Consider the following 14314-nt stretch of genomic DNA (forward strand, 5'->3'; position numbering starts at 1 on the left):
TTATATCTACTAGGTAACTTAAGGCTAAAAGAGATTAAAACGTGTATTGCAGAAATTAAAAATGCAACGATAATATTCGATGGAAACTGCATGTGGATTCTCCTTGTCATATCTGGATACAATTATGTTATCTCAAAACGACTGAAATGTAAGTAATCAGTGATGGTACACTGTGGTTAAACGAATGTCACATCAACGTTACATAAAAAATTAAGCTAATAAAGGAGATGGGAGACAAGAAAATTTTAGAAACTGTATCTGAATCAAAAGAAGTAATTTCTGCAATCATCCCATCATCTACACATCAGTACTTATCCTTCGTTTTCGACTCGCGCTCGTTGCCACGTTTAAAATTACCTGTCAGTCTTGCAAGCAGATACTGTGTGTCTTCCTCATCTGCATATTCTAAGTCTTCTATAAGCTGAGCGGCACGGTGTCCACTGACAATCATTACTTGTTTGCCGTAGTAGTAGATAAACACTTTATGATTCTTTCGGATGGCGTAAGTAAAGGCAGTGTCTTTGGTCAAATCGTTGATACTCATAGTCGTTGCTCCATTCTCTTTGGCGTTTCGGTCAAGGGATCAATCTATAGGCGTATCATAGACTAATTATGGGATGTAAAGCAACGAAATAATCGTTTATTTGATGCGCGTTTGGTAAGATAAACTCAACGACACATGAAAAGAGGAAACAAATTATGAATAGATTGATTGATTGGATGGCATCGTTGGATGAATTTGGCATCAGTTTCTGGGTAGGCGCAGTGCTGGGCTTCATCATCATTCTCTTAGTACGATACGTCCTGGTTAAAGGGAATAAAAAAATAACTTCGAATGAACGGACAGCTTTATTTCTGACTACAGTGATCAACTGGCTGACTTTTTTTGCGGTGATTGTCTTCCTGTTCTCATACTTCTCTCGAACAGCTTTGATTTACCAGACGCTTTTCACATTTGGCGATACGAATATTACAATTTTTCTAATACTGACCGTTGTCTTTTCACTTGTACTGGCGGTGAAGTTGTCCGGAGCCGTCCGGCAATATATTCTACCAACTGTATACGATAAATACGGTCTGGACCGTGGTGTACAGGCATCGATGAATACCTTCTTTCACTACCTTATTGTAACGATAGCCGTACTTATTTCATTCTCCTCGATCGGTTTTGATCTGACGAGTCTGACTGTTTTCGCCAGCGTATTGGGTGTCGGGATCGGGTTCGGACTTCAGAATGTCATGTCCAACTTCATTTCAGGTCTGATCATTTTGTTTGAACGGCCCATAAAAGTGGGAGACCGAATCATTATCGACGGAACGATTGCCGATGTGGAAGAAATCAAAATGAGAGCGACTGTCGTTAGAACTCGCGTTCACGAACGCATGATTATACCAAATTCCTATTTTCTTGAAGAAAAATTTGTGAACCGGTCTTATGCTGATACTAGACTCAGGATTGCCGTGGGTGTAGGGGTGTCTTACGACAGCGATGTCGCCCGTGTCAGACAGCTGCTTGAAGAATCTGTTATTGAACTGCGAGAAGAAAAATGGAATAATATCCTCAAAGAACCGGAACCGAGAGTCTTTTTTGAAGAGTTTGGTGATTCTTCGTTAGATTTCACCGTCTGGTTCTGGATAGATACACAATCTGAAGAACGGGAATTCAGAATTCCGAGTGACTTGAGATTTAAAATTTTTGAGAAATTCGAGCAGAATGGAATTGAAATTCCATTCCCGCAACGCGACATTCATGTAAAATCAAATTAAATAATCAACAAGACCAGTCATGAGGAGAAAGAGGGCGCAAATGAAAAAAGTTCTGATAGTTGAAGATGAGCAGTCTATTTTGAAGCTTTTACAGTATAACCTGGAGAAAGAAGGCTATGAGGTTTCTGGGGCAATGGATGGAAAAGAAGGGTACGAGATGGCACTCAGCACTTCCTTTGATATCATTCTTCTCGATCTGATGCTTCCGGGGATGGATGGGATGGATGTCTGCCGGGAGTTGAGAAGAGAAAAAGTCGATGCTCCGATCATTATGCTTACGGCTAAGGATTCAGAGATTGATAAAATCGTCGGACTGGAACTCGGGGCAGATGATTACATGACCAAGCCTTTCAGTCCTAGAGAAGTCATTGCACGTATGAAAGCTATTTTCAGACGTATGGAGAGAAACAGTGCATCGAAGGAAGAGTCAAACGAATTGACGGAAGACATCATCATCGGTGACATCGTTATTTCTCCTGATCAGTATGAAGTGTCTGTCAGAGGTGAAAAGCAGGAAGTGACACCTAAAGAATTTGAACTGCTTCTTTACCTGGCGCGACATAAAGGGCGTATTCTCAACAGGGAACAGCTGCTTCAGGCGGTCTGGGACTTTGACTTTACCGGAGAGACCCGCATCGTTGACATGCATATCAGTCATTTACGGGAAAAAATCGAAGAAGACCCCAAGAAACCGGTCTATCTGAAAACTGCCAGAGGGTTCGGTTATAAGCTGGAGGCGCCGAAATGAAACAGCTGAGAGCCAGGATTCTCGGGTTTTTCATGCTCGTTCTCGTGCTGTTTACCCTCCTGTTTCTCTATCTTATCTCGTCCATCCTTCAGCGGCAGGCTATTGAGCAGCAGGGCGAGGATCTTCAGTCTCAACTATTGACATTATCCAGCCAGCTGGATGCAACTCAGTTTGAAGATGATCTGGACCTGGTTGATTTGCAGCTGGACCAGACGGCTGAAGTGATTACTGAGCGTATTACCTTTATATCGCCTGAAGGAGAGGTCATTTACGATACACGAGCTCAGGAAGAGACACTTGAAAATCATCTCGATCGGCCTGAAATTCAGCAGGTGCTTGAGGGAGAATCAATCGGCACGTTCAACCGTACCAGTGAAAGCACAGGAGAAGTCCTTTATTATGCTGCTACGGATTTCGTGAATGCAGAAGGAGAGTTGATCGGTTTTCTCCGGCTCTCTAAAAATGTAGAGGAGATGGGTGGACTGACTGATCAGTTCATTCAGACGCTTGCCTTGTTCATGGTCATTTCCATTCTGGTCGCGCTGCTGTTTACCAATTACTGGACAAAGAGAATAAGCGACCCGATTGAAAAAATGAAGCAGATCACTGAACGACTGAGGATTCAGGACTATTCGAGCCGTTACCGGGAGCACTCCTATAAAGAAATCGATGAGTTAGGGCTTGCCATCAATCACCTGGCCATGAACCTTGACTATCAGATGCAGGAAATCAATCAGAATCAGACCCAGCTCAAGGAACTGGTCAACCATCTAGTTATTGGGGTCATGGTTGTAGATAATTATGGAAATATCAGTATGGTCAACCCCGTTATGAATGAAATCGTAGGGGAAGATCTTTACGGTAAAATCGGGATGTCTTATGAAGAAGGCCTGCATAGTACAGCTTTGATTGACTTGATAACTCGAGCGATTCAGGAGCGGAGCCTGCAGAATAAAGAAACGACTTTGCTGTATCCTGAGGAAAAGGTCGTCGATGTCAATGTTGTCCCAATTTTGAATCAGTCCAAAGAGACCATCAATCATATTGTCCTGTTGTATGATATTACAGAAATCAGGCGACTAGAAAAAGTTCGGACCGATTTTGTGGCCAACGTTTCTCATGAGCTGAGAACACCGATTACTGCAGTGAAAGGATTTGCAGAAACGCTGCTGGATGGCGCTCTTGAAGATGAAGAAGTGCTTGTGGAATTTCTGAAAATCATTCACAAAGAATCGACACGTCTGGATTTGATGGTCCAGGATATTCTACAGCTTTCCAGACTTGAGCAACATAAAGTTCGGGGAGTCATTCAGGATGTACGGATAAAGGATGTCGCAGATGAGGTCAGAAATATCCTTCACCAGAAAGTGGATTTGAAACAGATCACACTCAATGTGGTGGAAAAAGAAGCCGTCGTAATGGAAATCGACCGGGACCAGCTGAAGCAGATTCTGATTAACCTGATTGGAAATGCAGTAACCTATACGCCGAACAAAGGATGGATCGGCGTGACTATTGACCGGACAGACCACGAAGCCGTGATAACTGTCAGTGACAACGGCCTCGGGATCCCTAAAGAGAGTCAGTCGCGTATCTTTGAACGCTTTTACAGAGTAGATAAGGCTAGAAGCCGGAATGCTGGAGGAACTGGACTGGGTCTGGCTATTGTGAAATGGCTGATTGAAAATAATCAGGGACGCATCACATTAGACAGCGAAGAAAATAAAGGCAGTACCTTTACCATCTGGCTTCCTTTAAAACATGAATAGAATAAATTGCAACCCACGACTTAGGACACCTGTCCATTGAGTCGTGGGTTTTCTTTACACAATATTTACATTCCCTTACATAAAACAGACAATAAATCCAATAAAAGTACACAGTCGACATTTAATATAGGGACTGTAGACAGGAGATGTCTTAATTTATCCACTAAAGGAGATTAACATGAAAAAACATATCAAACTGCTATCTATCGTAGGTTTAGCCGCAACAACTCTGGCCGCTTGTGCTGACACTGGAAGCGAAGGTGCTTCAAACGGTTCTGATGGAGGATCAAACGGGGGAGACTTCGATAACTCAACAAATCTGCACTTGGTTACTCGTGAAGTCGGATCAGGAACGCGTGATGCTTTTGCTGAACTAACTGGACTTGATGATGGCGATAACGACCTGATTGCTCCTGAAGCAACAGCTCAGCAAGGAACGAACGCAGTCAACAGTACTGTAGCAGACGACTTGTATGCCATTGGGTATACTTCAGTTGGAGCTCTGGACGATTCACTGAAAGCAATTCAAATTGATGGTGTTGACGCGAATGAAGAGAATATCCTTGATGGCGACTACGAAATTGCACGTAATTTCAACGTCATTATCGGAGAAGATCTGGACGATGTTGCTGCTGACTTCTGGGAATTTATGTTTTCAGCTGAAGGACAGGCTATTGTTGACGAAGTGGGCTACATTCCTTCTGATACCGATGCTCCAGCATACGAAGGCAGCGATCTTGACTTAAGCGGATCGATCGATGTTAACGGATCAACATCAGTATACCCAGTTGTTGAAGCAATGGCAGAAGCGTATCAGGAGATTCATTCTGACGTACAAATCGCTGTTCACTCAACTGGATCTGGTGCAGGTGTCACTTCTGCAATTGAAGGAACATCTGATATCGGTATGGCATCAAGAGACCTTGATGATGACGAAACAAGTCAAGTAACTGAAGTAAGAGCTGTTGCACTTGATGGAATCGCAGTCGTTGTCCACCCGGATAACCCACTTGAATCATTAAGCATGGATCAAGTTGCAGACATCTTCAGAGGCGACTTCTCAACATGGGCAGACATTTTAGATTAATCAATAGCGTTTAAACAGATAGGAAAGAGGGGTCTGCAGAACAGATAATGCGTCTGTTCGGCAGCCCTCTTGTACTGTAATTGAGAAAGGATTTTAATTATGGAACACATAAATGAAGGGGCAGCGGGGAAGACTAAGCGTCGTCCTCCCGTCAGAAAAACAGCTAAGACGGATTGGAAGGAAAAGATCATGCATGGCGTCTTCTTCATGGCGGCATTCACTTCCATTTTGTCTCTCGTACTGATCGTAATTTTTATTTTTACTAATGGTTTGCCTATGATGTTCGAGTATGGCTTGACTGATTTCATTTTCGGAACAACCTGGAATCGGACCACGTTCGGCCTCTTACCTATGATCACAGGTTCTATACTAGTAACACTGGGTGCAGTAGGTCTAGGTGTGCCGATCGGTGTCATGACGGCTGTTTTTATGGCGGAATTCTGTCCGAAGAGACTTTATGCATTCTTAAAGCCTGCAGTTAACTTAATGGCAGGAATTCCTTCTATTGTTTACGGATTTTTTGCACTGAGAATCATCGTTCCACAGATTCGTGGCATATTCGGCGGTCCAGGTAACAGTATGCTGGCAGCGATACTCCTGCTTGCCATCATGATTCTTCCGACAGTCATTTCTTTATCTGAAGCAGCGATCCGCTCTGTGCCCCGTTCGTATTTTTCAGGAAGCATGGCCTTGGGTGCCAGTCACGAAAGAAGTATTTTCTCAGTTGTCGTTCCAGCTGCCAAATCTGGCATTTTCTCAAGTATCGTATTGGGAGTCGGACGGGCAATTGGTGAAACGATGGCAGTGGTCATGGTTGCCGGAAACCAACCGTTAATGCCTAGAGGGCTTACGGAAGGGGTCAGAACGCTGACTACGAATATTGTTATGGAAATGGCCTATGCATCCGGTCAGCACAGGGATGCTTTAGTCGCAACAGGTGTCGTCTTGTTCGTCTTCATTATGATCATCAACACGACATTTCTGATTATGAAAACAAAGGAGGCTAAATAATCATGACAAGTAAACTAATGAAAGGTCTAGTCTATGCATCGGCAGCTTTTACTTTCGGCATGCTGGGCTATCTGGTTATTTACATTCTGATCAACGGGGTCAGATTTCTGACGCCCTCTCTGTTTTCATGGCAGTACAGCACATCCAATGTATCAATGATGCCGGCGCTTATGACGACACTGATGGTCGTTGCGGGCACCTTACTGATTGCGACTCCGATTGGCGTGTTCACAGGTTTTTATCTGGTGGACTATGCTGACAGAAAGAATCCAGTGGTTAGAGCGATCGGAATGGCTACAGACACTCTGGCTGGAATCCCGTCAATCATTTACGGATTATTCGGTATGCTTTTCTTCGTTATTTTCCTGGAGTTTCAATTTTCACTGATTGCAGGTATTCTGACGGTCACGATCATGTCGCTGCCTGTCATTATTCGAGCGACTGAAGAGGCACTGATTGCCACAGGTATGCCTATCAGACAAGCTAGTTATGCGCTTGGAGCAGGGAAACTGAGAACCTTATTCAAAGTGGTCCTGCCAGTGGCTATGCCTGGTATCTTATCGGGTGTCATTCTGGCTACTGGTCGAATCGTGGGTGAAACAGCAGCACTTATGTTCACGCTCGGAACGGCAACAAACCTACCAGGCAGTCTCTTCGCTTCCGGAAGAACCCTGTCTCTTCATATGTATATACTGTCTCAGGAAGGGCGTCACGTTAATGAAGCCTATGCAACAGCAGTCGTTCTGCTTATATTTGTTCTAGTGATCAATGCGTTATCGACACTAGTGAGCAAGCGATTGGCTGGAGGAGGAAAATAATGTCTAGAACAACTAAAATTACAGTCAGAGATTTAAAACTCTGGTACGGAGATTTCGAAGCCCTTCATGGTGTCGATCTCGATATTTACGAAAAAGAAATCACAGCTTTTATTGGCCCGTCCGGTTGTGGAAAATCGACGCTGATCAAAACGCTCAATCGCATGAATGATCTAGTTGAAAACTGCCGAATTGAAGGAACCGTTGAGCTTGATGGAAAAGATATCTACAGCAGAAAAGTCGAGCTGAATAATTTGAGAAAACGAGTGGGAATGGTCTTCCAGCAACCCAATCCTTTTCCAAAAAGCATCTATGACAATATTGCATTTGGACCAAGAACGCATGGAATCAAGAACAAAAGTGAACTGGATGAGATTGTAGAAAAGAGCTTGAAGCAGGCAGCTATCTGGGATGAAGTCAAAGATCACTTGGATAGAAATGCGTTATCTATTTCAGGTGGACAGCAGCAGAGAATCTGTATTGCACGTGCTCTGGCGGTAGAACCGGATGTTCTTTTAATGGATGAACCAACAAGTGCTCTTGACCCTATTTCTACTTCAAAAATAGAAGAACTTGTATCCGAACTGAAAAATGACTATACCATTGTGATGGTCACACACAATATGCAGCAGGCATCACGTATTTCGGACCGTACAGCCTTCTTCCTGAATGGGAATATTATTGAACAGGATGAAACCCGTAAGATCTTTACGAATCCTAGCGAAACAGAAACAGATAACTACATTTCCGGGCGATTCGGGTAATTGCTTTCAGGATTAAAAGGAGAGAATAGCATGCGACGAGCGTATGATGAGGAACTCGAAAAACTGCATCGTCAGTTTTTTCAGATGGGTAACCGAGTTAATGAAGCCATCTATAAATCGATCAAGGCTTTTGCGAATCATGATAAAGAGCTGGCCAAGCAAGTCATTGATGAAGACATAAAAATCAATGAAATGGAACATCAGCTTGAACACGATTGTATTGAGCTGATTGCCTTGCAGCAGCCAGTCACAGCAGATCTGCGTAAGATCATCACAGTGATGAAAGCCTGCGCTGACTTGGAAAGAATGGGCGATCACGCGGTATCCATCTCAAAATCCACAATCAGAGTTAAAGGGAATAAACGCAACACGATGATCGAAAATAAAATTTCTCTAGCTGGAGAAAAAATTAAGGTGATGGGTCAGGAGATTATTGATGCCTATATCCAATATGATACTCAAAAAGCCAGAGAGATTGCGCATAAGGATGAAGCCATTGATACGCTGGCCGACGAAATTAAAAAAGCCAGCATCGATGAGATGCGTCAGGATCCGGAGCTTGTTCTAGGCGCCACAGACTACATTCTTGTCAGCACCTATATTGAAAGAATGGGTGATTATATCACGAATATATCCGAATGGATCCTTTATTTTGAAACAGGAGAAATACAGGAATTGAATACTCACCATAACTACTCATAATAAGCCTGCAAAGGGTGAAAGCAAGGAATGGAGAGGCGGAAAGCCTATTCATTCCTTTTTTTTCATAAAATGACTGGATTTTATCCAACTTCCTCTAGCTAATAAATGAGGTTTTGTGTATAATATTTTAATATAACTGATATTATAATGGTAATATAATGAGAGGAAAAAGGGGTATGAAATTAGGGGAGAAGATTAAGACAAGAAGAAAAGAAATTAAAATGACACAAGCGGAACTGGCCGATGGCATCTGTACACAAGCAATGATCAGCCGGATCGAAAAGAAGAAAGTCAGACCAAGTCGGGAACTGATGGAGAAAGTAGCGGAACGGCTGGCCGTATCGATTCATTATTTTTACGGGGAAGATTCGATCGAAAGCCGTTATTCTCAAACAGCACAGCTGTGCCGCATTATTCGTCAGCACCTTGAAAGAAGAGAGTATGAATCAGTATCTTATCTGATCGAATCGAATGAAGAACTTATCGAAAAGACCATAGGGGAAGAAAGAGACTTCTTCAACTGGATACAGGGACTGTTATACGCTTATCGTGACGGGGATAATGATAAGGCACTCGACTATCTGATTGAGATGGAAACCGATGTTAAAAATGGAGAACTACGTGTAGAAGTTATTGACAGCATTGGAAACCAGTACTTGAGAAAGAAACAGTACGACCTGGCAGAAGCTTACTATCAGAAGGGGTTCGACTCATTTGCAGAATGGATGAATCATGAGAAGAAAGCTAAGTTGCTGCTTAACTATTCGATTTGTCTGTTCAGGGAAGGCAAGTATTCCAGCTGTCTAGACAAAGTCATGCAAGGGCTGGAGCTGGTCATAGAGAAGAAGACTTTATTTTTACTAGGCGACTTTTTCTACTATAAAGGCTCTTGTCTGGAAAAGCTGGGTCAGAAAGATGAAGCCCTGGATGCCTACAAAAAAGCTCAGACCATCTTTGATATTCAGCAGAACGAAAAGTACCTGCTGATCACTAAACTGGCTCAGGAACAGCTTCAGTCAGCAGCTGGAACGGAATAAACGCATAGAAACAAAAAAAGATCAGTTTTCCCAACCGGGCAGCTGATCTTTTTGAGTAGAGTTAATTAGTTTGAACCATTAACGACCATAGAAGCGATATCAAGTGTACGGTTGACCTGATGCTCAACAGCACCTTTAACGTCTTCCTGCATTTCACCTTCACCACTTACAGTGACAGATGTTCCGTAAGGATTTCCTCCAGCTCCAAATAATACTGGATCAGAGTAACCAGGAGCCGCGATGATTGCGCCCCAGTGCATCATAGACGTGTATAGTGAAAGGATTGTTGCTTCCTGTCCACCGTGAGGGTTCTGAGCAGAAGACATTGCGCTGACGACTTTATTGATTGTCTGTCCGTTAGCCCAAAGTCCACCTTGTGAATCGATGTATTGTTTCATCTGAGAAGGCATTGTACCAAAACGTGAAGGAACGCTGAATAGAAGTGCGTCTGCCCAAGTGATGTCATCTGAAGTAGCTTCAGGAACATCTTTAGTTGCTTCGTAATGCTCTTTCCATGCAGGGTTTGATTCAATCGCTCCCATTGGCGCAAGTTCTGTTACTTTTACTAAACGAACCTCTGCTCCTTTAGCTTCTGCAGCAGCTTTCGCCCACTGAGCAAGTTGATAGTTTGTACCTGTTGAGCTGTAATAAATTATGGATAGTTTAACTGACATGTGTATGTGCTCCTTTTTTAATTATTATTTCGAAGTAGATTATCTCTAATTCGTATTACTTACCTTTGTATAGTAACTCAAATCGATTGAAGTGTCAACTGATAAATGTAAATAGTTTTTTTTAGAAGGTTTCAGTGTGATTTAGCAGGTTTATTTCCTGGATTCGAGGATCTGGCAATCCCTTTAATGACTTGGAAGGGTCTTGGAGGGCTACTTGTAGTTCAGAGTTTAGGATCATGAATAAGGTGTAAGTAGCTGGGGAGTTAGTGGTAGTTTAATAGTGGGATTGTGGGATAAGATGTAAGTAGAAGCAGTCTAGCGGTAATTCGGAGTAAAATTATTGAATAAGGTATAGGTAGAGGCAGTCTGGTGGTAGTTTGGGGCGAAAAAATATAATAAGATGCAAGTAGAGACGGTCTAGCGGTAATTCAGAGAAAAATCATTGAATAAGGTATAAGTAGACGAGGTCTACTTATAGATCAGAACACCTTTGATCCAATTAACTATAAGTAAAAACAGTCTAACGGCAGTTCAGCGATAAATTAGGGTGAACAGATAGCGTAAGATTTTATATATAGCCTCTAATGAGTAAACTCTTCAATAAATTCATAACAAAAGACATAAAAATAAGCTGGGACCCACAGGATGCCCTGCTGGTTCCAGCTTATTAAAAGTTGCTAATCTATTTCAGACTGATTGAGTGAAAAGACCTAACCAGGCTCGCCCGGGATTTTAGACCCATTGTCATGGTCCTTATTCAGATCTTCAGTAGCCTGATCGACTTCTGCAGATACTTCTTCTGCAGCTTCTTCAGTAGTTACTTTAACTTCGTCTTTCAGATCCATCGCTTCTTTCCTGATTTCTTCAGAAGCATGATGCAACTGATCGCGAAGTTCCTGAGCTGTCTTAGAAATAGTCAGCTTAATGTTTTCAGTTGCTTCGCCCGTAGTTTGAGCCAATTCTCCAGATTTCACTTTCGCTTTATCTGCGTATTCACTGGCCTGTTTTTTCGAATCATCAAATCGACGAGCGATATCGTCACGTGTTTCTTTCCCGCTTTTAGGAGCAAACAGTAATCCTAGAGCTGCTCCGATTAATGCGCCTTTAATAAATGACATAGTGCATTCCTCCCTGACAAATAAATAATGTTGAATTCTCTCTACTCATTATAGAACAAACTTTACTTTTTTGAAAAGAGAATCCCTCGAGAGATTTCAAAAGCTCATCGTTCGGATAGAAAAGGGCTCTGAATGGACCTGACGAGATAATATGCTATAGTCGGTGTGTAAAGATCGAAAAGCAGCAAGTCACTGAAATGGTGAGTAAAATAAATGGCAGATTTGGAAGAAATAGTCACTCTCTCAAGAAGAAAAAGATAGGAGAGGATCTTATGTTGTTCCATGACCGACAGGATGCAGGCAGACAACTGGCCGAAAAACTCAATCATATAGATGTGAAAGATGCAGTCGTGCTTGCTCTTCCAATAGGCGGGGTACCCTTAGGCTTAGAAATTGCCCGCAAACATCAGCTGGACTTCGACGTTTTGCTGTCAAAAAAGATCGGACATCCGTATCAGTCAGAATACGCAATCGGTGCAGTTTCAGAGAGTGGCGACCCGCTTTTGAATCGAATGGAAACAGACCGGATCGAAGGGGACTGGCTCGATAGAGAAGTAAACGTATTGAGAAAACAGATGACAAACAGACGGCAGATGTATGCAAAATGGCTGGAAACCAAACCGGTAAAGGGCCGTCCGGTGATTATTGTAGACGATGGGATCGCTACTGGACTGACAATCAAAGCAGCGATCAATGCAGTTATAGACCAGGGCACTGAGAAGATAATCATTGCTGTGCCTGTTATTCCTATGGACACCTATAGAACGCTGAAAAAAGCAGTCGATCAGGTGGTAGCTGTTGAGGTGCCGGATCACTTTCTGGGGGCAGTCGGGGCTTACTATGATCATTTCCCTCAAGTAGAGGACAGTGAAGTGGAAAAGCTTTTGAAATCATTGTAAAAAACCAACGGACAACTGATTAAAATTGTGGCAGAAATAAAAACAATAGTTATTTCCTTTGACACGGAGTAAACTTTTATATAAACTGAAAAACGGTAAATCAAATACTTGTTAGGAGAGGCTCCTAAATGAACACAGGCTATTGCCCAAAAACTTCGAGAGAAGCCAATGGGTAGAACAGGCATGATCGGATTAAGGTCTTGCATAAGATAGCTGATTCTTCACGAATCTACGTCATTTAGTGCTAAAACCCAGACGAAGAGTAGATGTATGATCATTTGGCTTGCATTGACAGGCAAATGTATAATTACAGTAAGCAGCACGAGTGTTACTCTTTATTCTGATAATGGTTTAGTATGCGGCTTCCGGACACAATCTGGAGGCCGTTTTTTTCTGCAAAAAAATGGGGGTGAAGTCATGGTGATAAATGACGACAGTGAAAGTTTAAGTTGGGCTATAAGGAAGACGAGGAAGTCTCAAAAGAAAGAATTATATTGGAGGAATCATCATGGAAAAATTCAAAAACACAGTATGGACTCATCTTGAAAAAAGAGATATGGAAGGCTTGAAGCAGACACTGTCAGGTGCAGGGGATCTTGATCTGATTAATCTGCTGCATGACCTGCCTGCGGACGAAAAGGCAGTGGTCTTTCGCCTGCTGTCTAAAGACCGTGCGCTGGATATATTCGAGGAACTGGATCCGAACAGTCAGCAGCAGCTGATCAGCTCGTTCAGTGAAGAACGAGTCATCGAGGTCTTTGCAGAAATGGCCCCGGATGATCGTGTGCGTCTGCTGGATGAATTTCCAGCTAAGGTCACAAAAAAAATCATCGGCTCACTCAACCAGGAAGAACGGCAGGCAACGGCTTTGCTTATGGGTTACGAAGAAGAAACAGCGGGTCGTCTGATGACACCGGAATACGTCACAGTTAAAAAAGAACAGACGGTAAAGGAAGCACTCGAAGCAATCAGGCTGACGGCTGCTGAAAAAGAGACAATTTATATCGTGTACGTGACCGATGCAAAAAGAATGTTGGAAGGTGTACTGTCACTCAGAGAACTGGTCATCGCTGATCCCGAGGCACGTATCGAAACGGTCATGCACAAGCGTGTAGCGAAAGTTTCGACGGATACCGATCAGGAAGAGGCGGCACGGATGCTTCAGACACTCGACTTTCTTGCTCTGCCGGTCGTCGATAAGGAAAATCGGATCGTTGGAATCCTGACCTTCGATGACGCCATGGATATCATCGAAGAAGAAACAACAGAAGATATCTTCGATAAAGCCGGTCTGGCTGACTTGAATGACCGGGAATCCAACCGCAGTGAGCGTCTGGTCAACGGGTCTATTATGCAGATTTGGAAAGTCAGACTGCCTTTCCTAGTTATTACGATGGTCGGAGGTCTGCTCGCAGGTGTGGTCATTGATTCATTTGAAGAGGCCTTAGAAGCGATTGCGGCAGTAGCCATCTTTATTCCGGTCATTATGGATATGGGAGGAAATGCAGGCACACAGTCCTCAACTATTTTTGCCCGTGGACTAATTCTGGGACATGTCGATACCAACCGTTTTATGAAGCATTTAGGAAAAGAGACCCTAGTCGGTCTAAGCATGGGTGCTCTTGTGGGACTGGTGACAGGGATCATTGCTTCCGTCTGGCAGGGGATTCCTGAACTGGGAATAGCCGTTGGTGTTGCTCTGGCAGTCACTATGACATTGGCAACCGCACTTGGTTTCTTTATTCCATACATCCTATTCAAACTAGGCATCGATCAGGCTGCAGGAGCAGATCCGATTATTACAACAATTAAAGATATATCTGGGCTGGTCATTTACTTCATACTAGTGACTCAGCTGCTTGGCTACTTGATGTAATTTAAGACCCCATTAATTGAAGAAAAGCAGGCTGTCACTCAAGGCGG

Annotated in this window: 14 protein-coding genes and 1 riboswitch; of the genes, 11 read left to right on the forward strand and 3 right to left on the reverse strand. The window is 43.1% G+C overall.

Features of this window, described 5'->3' with window-relative positions:
- Positions 1–304: 304 nt before the first annotated feature.
- On the reverse strand, positions 305–544 hold the full coding sequence (locus tag BMX79_RS04410) for a hypothetical protein (RefSeq protein WP_091479586.1): 240 nt from the start codon (positions 542–544) through the stop codon (positions 305–307).
- Between the two features lie 155 nt (positions 545–699).
- Between BMX79_RS04410 and BMX79_RS04415 the strand changes: the two genes are divergently transcribed.
- The 9 genes from BMX79_RS04415 (at position 700) to BMX79_RS04455 (ending at position 9700) form a co-directional block, all read left to right on the forward strand.
- Entirely contained in the window at positions 700–1767 is a 1068-nt protein-coding gene (locus BMX79_RS04415; protein ID WP_091479587.1) for a mechanosensitive ion channel family protein, read from the forward strand.
- Positions 1768–1807: 40 nt separating this feature from the next.
- On the forward strand, positions 1808–2515 hold the full coding sequence (locus BMX79_RS04420; RefSeq protein WP_091479590.1) for a response regulator transcription factor: 708 nt from the start codon (positions 1808–1810) through the stop codon (positions 2513–2515).
- Positions 2512–4284, forward strand: coding sequence for a two-component system histidine kinase PnpS (gene pnpS / locus BMX79_RS04425; RefSeq protein WP_091479591.1), 1773 nt, complete (start codon positions 2512–2514; stop codon positions 4282–4284). Before BMX79_RS04420 ends, pnpS begins: the two co-directional genes overlap by 4 nt.
- 178 nt (positions 4285–4462) lie before the next feature.
- Complete coding sequence (locus BMX79_RS04430) at positions 4463–5371, forward strand: substrate-binding domain-containing protein (protein WP_091479594.1); 909 nt, start codon at positions 4463–4465, stop codon at positions 5369–5371.
- A 189-nt stretch (positions 5372–5560) separates the two neighbouring features.
- Entirely contained in the window at positions 5561–6382 is an 822-nt protein-coding gene (gene pstC, locus BMX79_RS04435; RefSeq protein ID WP_091479904.1) for a phosphate ABC transporter permease subunit PstC, read from the forward strand.
- Between the two features lie 2 nt (positions 6383–6384).
- On the forward strand, positions 6385–7200 hold the full coding sequence (gene pstA / locus BMX79_RS04440) for a phosphate ABC transporter permease PstA (RefSeq protein WP_091479596.1): 816 nt from the start codon (positions 6385–6387) through the stop codon (positions 7198–7200).
- Complete coding sequence (pstB, locus tag BMX79_RS04445) at positions 7200–7961, forward strand: phosphate ABC transporter ATP-binding protein PstB (protein WP_091479599.1); 762 nt, start codon at positions 7200–7202, stop codon at positions 7959–7961. The genes pstA and pstB overlap by 1 nt, the downstream gene beginning before the upstream one ends.
- Before the next feature lie 30 nt (positions 7962–7991).
- Positions 7992–8663 carry a phosphate signaling complex protein PhoU gene (phoU, locus tag BMX79_RS04450; protein ID WP_091479601.1) on the forward strand — a complete coding sequence of 224 codons (672 nt, stop codon included), beginning with the start codon at positions 7992–7994 and terminating at the stop codon, positions 8661–8663.
- Positions 8664–8839: 176 nt separating this feature from the next.
- Positions 8840–9700: a helix-turn-helix domain-containing protein gene (locus BMX79_RS04455; RefSeq protein WP_170230956.1), complete on the forward strand. Its 861-nt coding sequence runs from the start codon at positions 8840–8842 to the stop codon at positions 9698–9700.
- 65 nt (positions 9701–9765) lie between these two features.
- On the opposite strand, the gene wrbA is transcribed toward BMX79_RS04455, so the two are convergent.
- Positions 9766–10374, reverse strand: a complete 609-nt coding sequence (gene wrbA / locus BMX79_RS04460; RefSeq protein WP_091479607.1) for an NAD(P)H:quinone oxidoreductase type IV — start codon at positions 10372–10374, stop codon at positions 9766–9768.
- 710 nt (positions 10375–11084) lie between these two features.
- Positions 11085–11492 carry a YtxH domain-containing protein gene (locus BMX79_RS04465; protein ID WP_091479610.1) on the reverse strand — a complete coding sequence of 136 codons (408 nt, stop codon included), beginning with the start codon at positions 11490–11492 and terminating at the stop codon, positions 11085–11087.
- A gap of 272 nt (positions 11493–11764) precedes the next feature.
- On the opposite strand from BMX79_RS04465, the gene BMX79_RS04470 reads away from it, so the two are divergent.
- Positions 11765–12391: a phosphoribosyltransferase gene (locus tag BMX79_RS04470; RefSeq protein ID WP_170230957.1), complete on the forward strand. Its 627-nt coding sequence runs from the start codon at positions 11765–11767 to the stop codon at positions 12389–12391.
- A gap of 100 nt (positions 12392–12491) precedes the next feature.
- Positions 12492–12661, forward strand: a riboswitch (M-box (ykoK) riboswitch).
- Between the two features lie 238 nt (positions 12662–12899).
- Positions 12900–14267, forward strand: a complete 1368-nt coding sequence (mgtE, locus tag BMX79_RS04480; RefSeq protein WP_091479616.1) for a magnesium transporter — start codon at positions 12900–12902, stop codon at positions 14265–14267.
- Positions 14268–14314 lie beyond the last annotated feature (47 nt).

Source organism: Alkalibacterium pelagium, assembly GCF_900109325.1.
GTDB lineage: Bacteria > Bacillota > Bacilli > Lactobacillales > Carnobacteriaceae_A > Alkalibacterium > Alkalibacterium pelagium.

Excerpts from the sequence above, each read along its gene's own strand:
- BMX79_RS04410 (WP_091479586.1), bottom strand. The coding sequence starts at position 544 with ATGAGTATCAACGATTTGACCAAAGACACTGCCTTTACTTACGCCATC.
- BMX79_RS04415 (WP_091479587.1), top strand. The coding sequence starts at position 700 with ATGAATAGATTGATTGATTGGATGGCATCGTTGGATGAATTTGGCATC.
- BMX79_RS04420 (WP_091479590.1), top strand. The coding sequence starts at position 1,808 with ATGAAAAAAGTTCTGATAGTTGAAGATGAGCAGTCTATTTTGAAGCTT.
- pnpS (WP_091479591.1), top strand. The coding sequence starts at position 2,512 with ATGAAACAGCTGAGAGCCAGGATTCTCGGGTTTTTCATGCTCGTTCTC.
- BMX79_RS04430 (WP_091479594.1), top strand. The coding sequence starts at position 4,463 with ATGAAAAAACATATCAAACTGCTATCTATCGTAGGTTTAGCCGCAACA.
- pstC (WP_091479904.1), top strand. The coding sequence starts at position 5,561 with ATGCATGGCGTCTTCTTCATGGCGGCATTCACTTCCATTTTGTCTCTC.
- pstA (WP_091479596.1), top strand. The coding sequence starts at position 6,385 with ATGACAAGTAAACTAATGAAAGGTCTAGTCTATGCATCGGCAGCTTTT.
- pstB (WP_091479599.1), top strand. The coding sequence starts at position 7,200 with ATGTCTAGAACAACTAAAATTACAGTCAGAGATTTAAAACTCTGGTAC.
- phoU (WP_091479601.1), top strand. The coding sequence starts at position 7,992 with ATGCGACGAGCGTATGATGAGGAACTCGAAAAACTGCATCGTCAGTTT.
- BMX79_RS04455 (WP_170230956.1), top strand. The coding sequence starts at position 8,840 with ATGAAATTAGGGGAGAAGATTAAGACAAGAAGAAAAGAAATTAAAATG.
- wrbA (WP_091479607.1), bottom strand. The coding sequence starts at position 10,374 with ATGTCAGTTAAACTATCCATAATTTATTACAGCTCAACAGGTACAAAC.
- BMX79_RS04465 (WP_091479610.1), bottom strand. The coding sequence starts at position 11,492 with ATGTCATTTATTAAAGGCGCATTAATCGGAGCAGCTCTAGGATTACTG.
- BMX79_RS04470 (WP_170230957.1), top strand. The coding sequence starts at position 11,765 with ATGTTGTTCCATGACCGACAGGATGCAGGCAGACAACTGGCCGAAAAA.
- mgtE (WP_091479616.1), top strand. The coding sequence starts at position 12,900 with ATGGAAAAATTCAAAAACACAGTATGGACTCATCTTGAAAAAAGAGAT.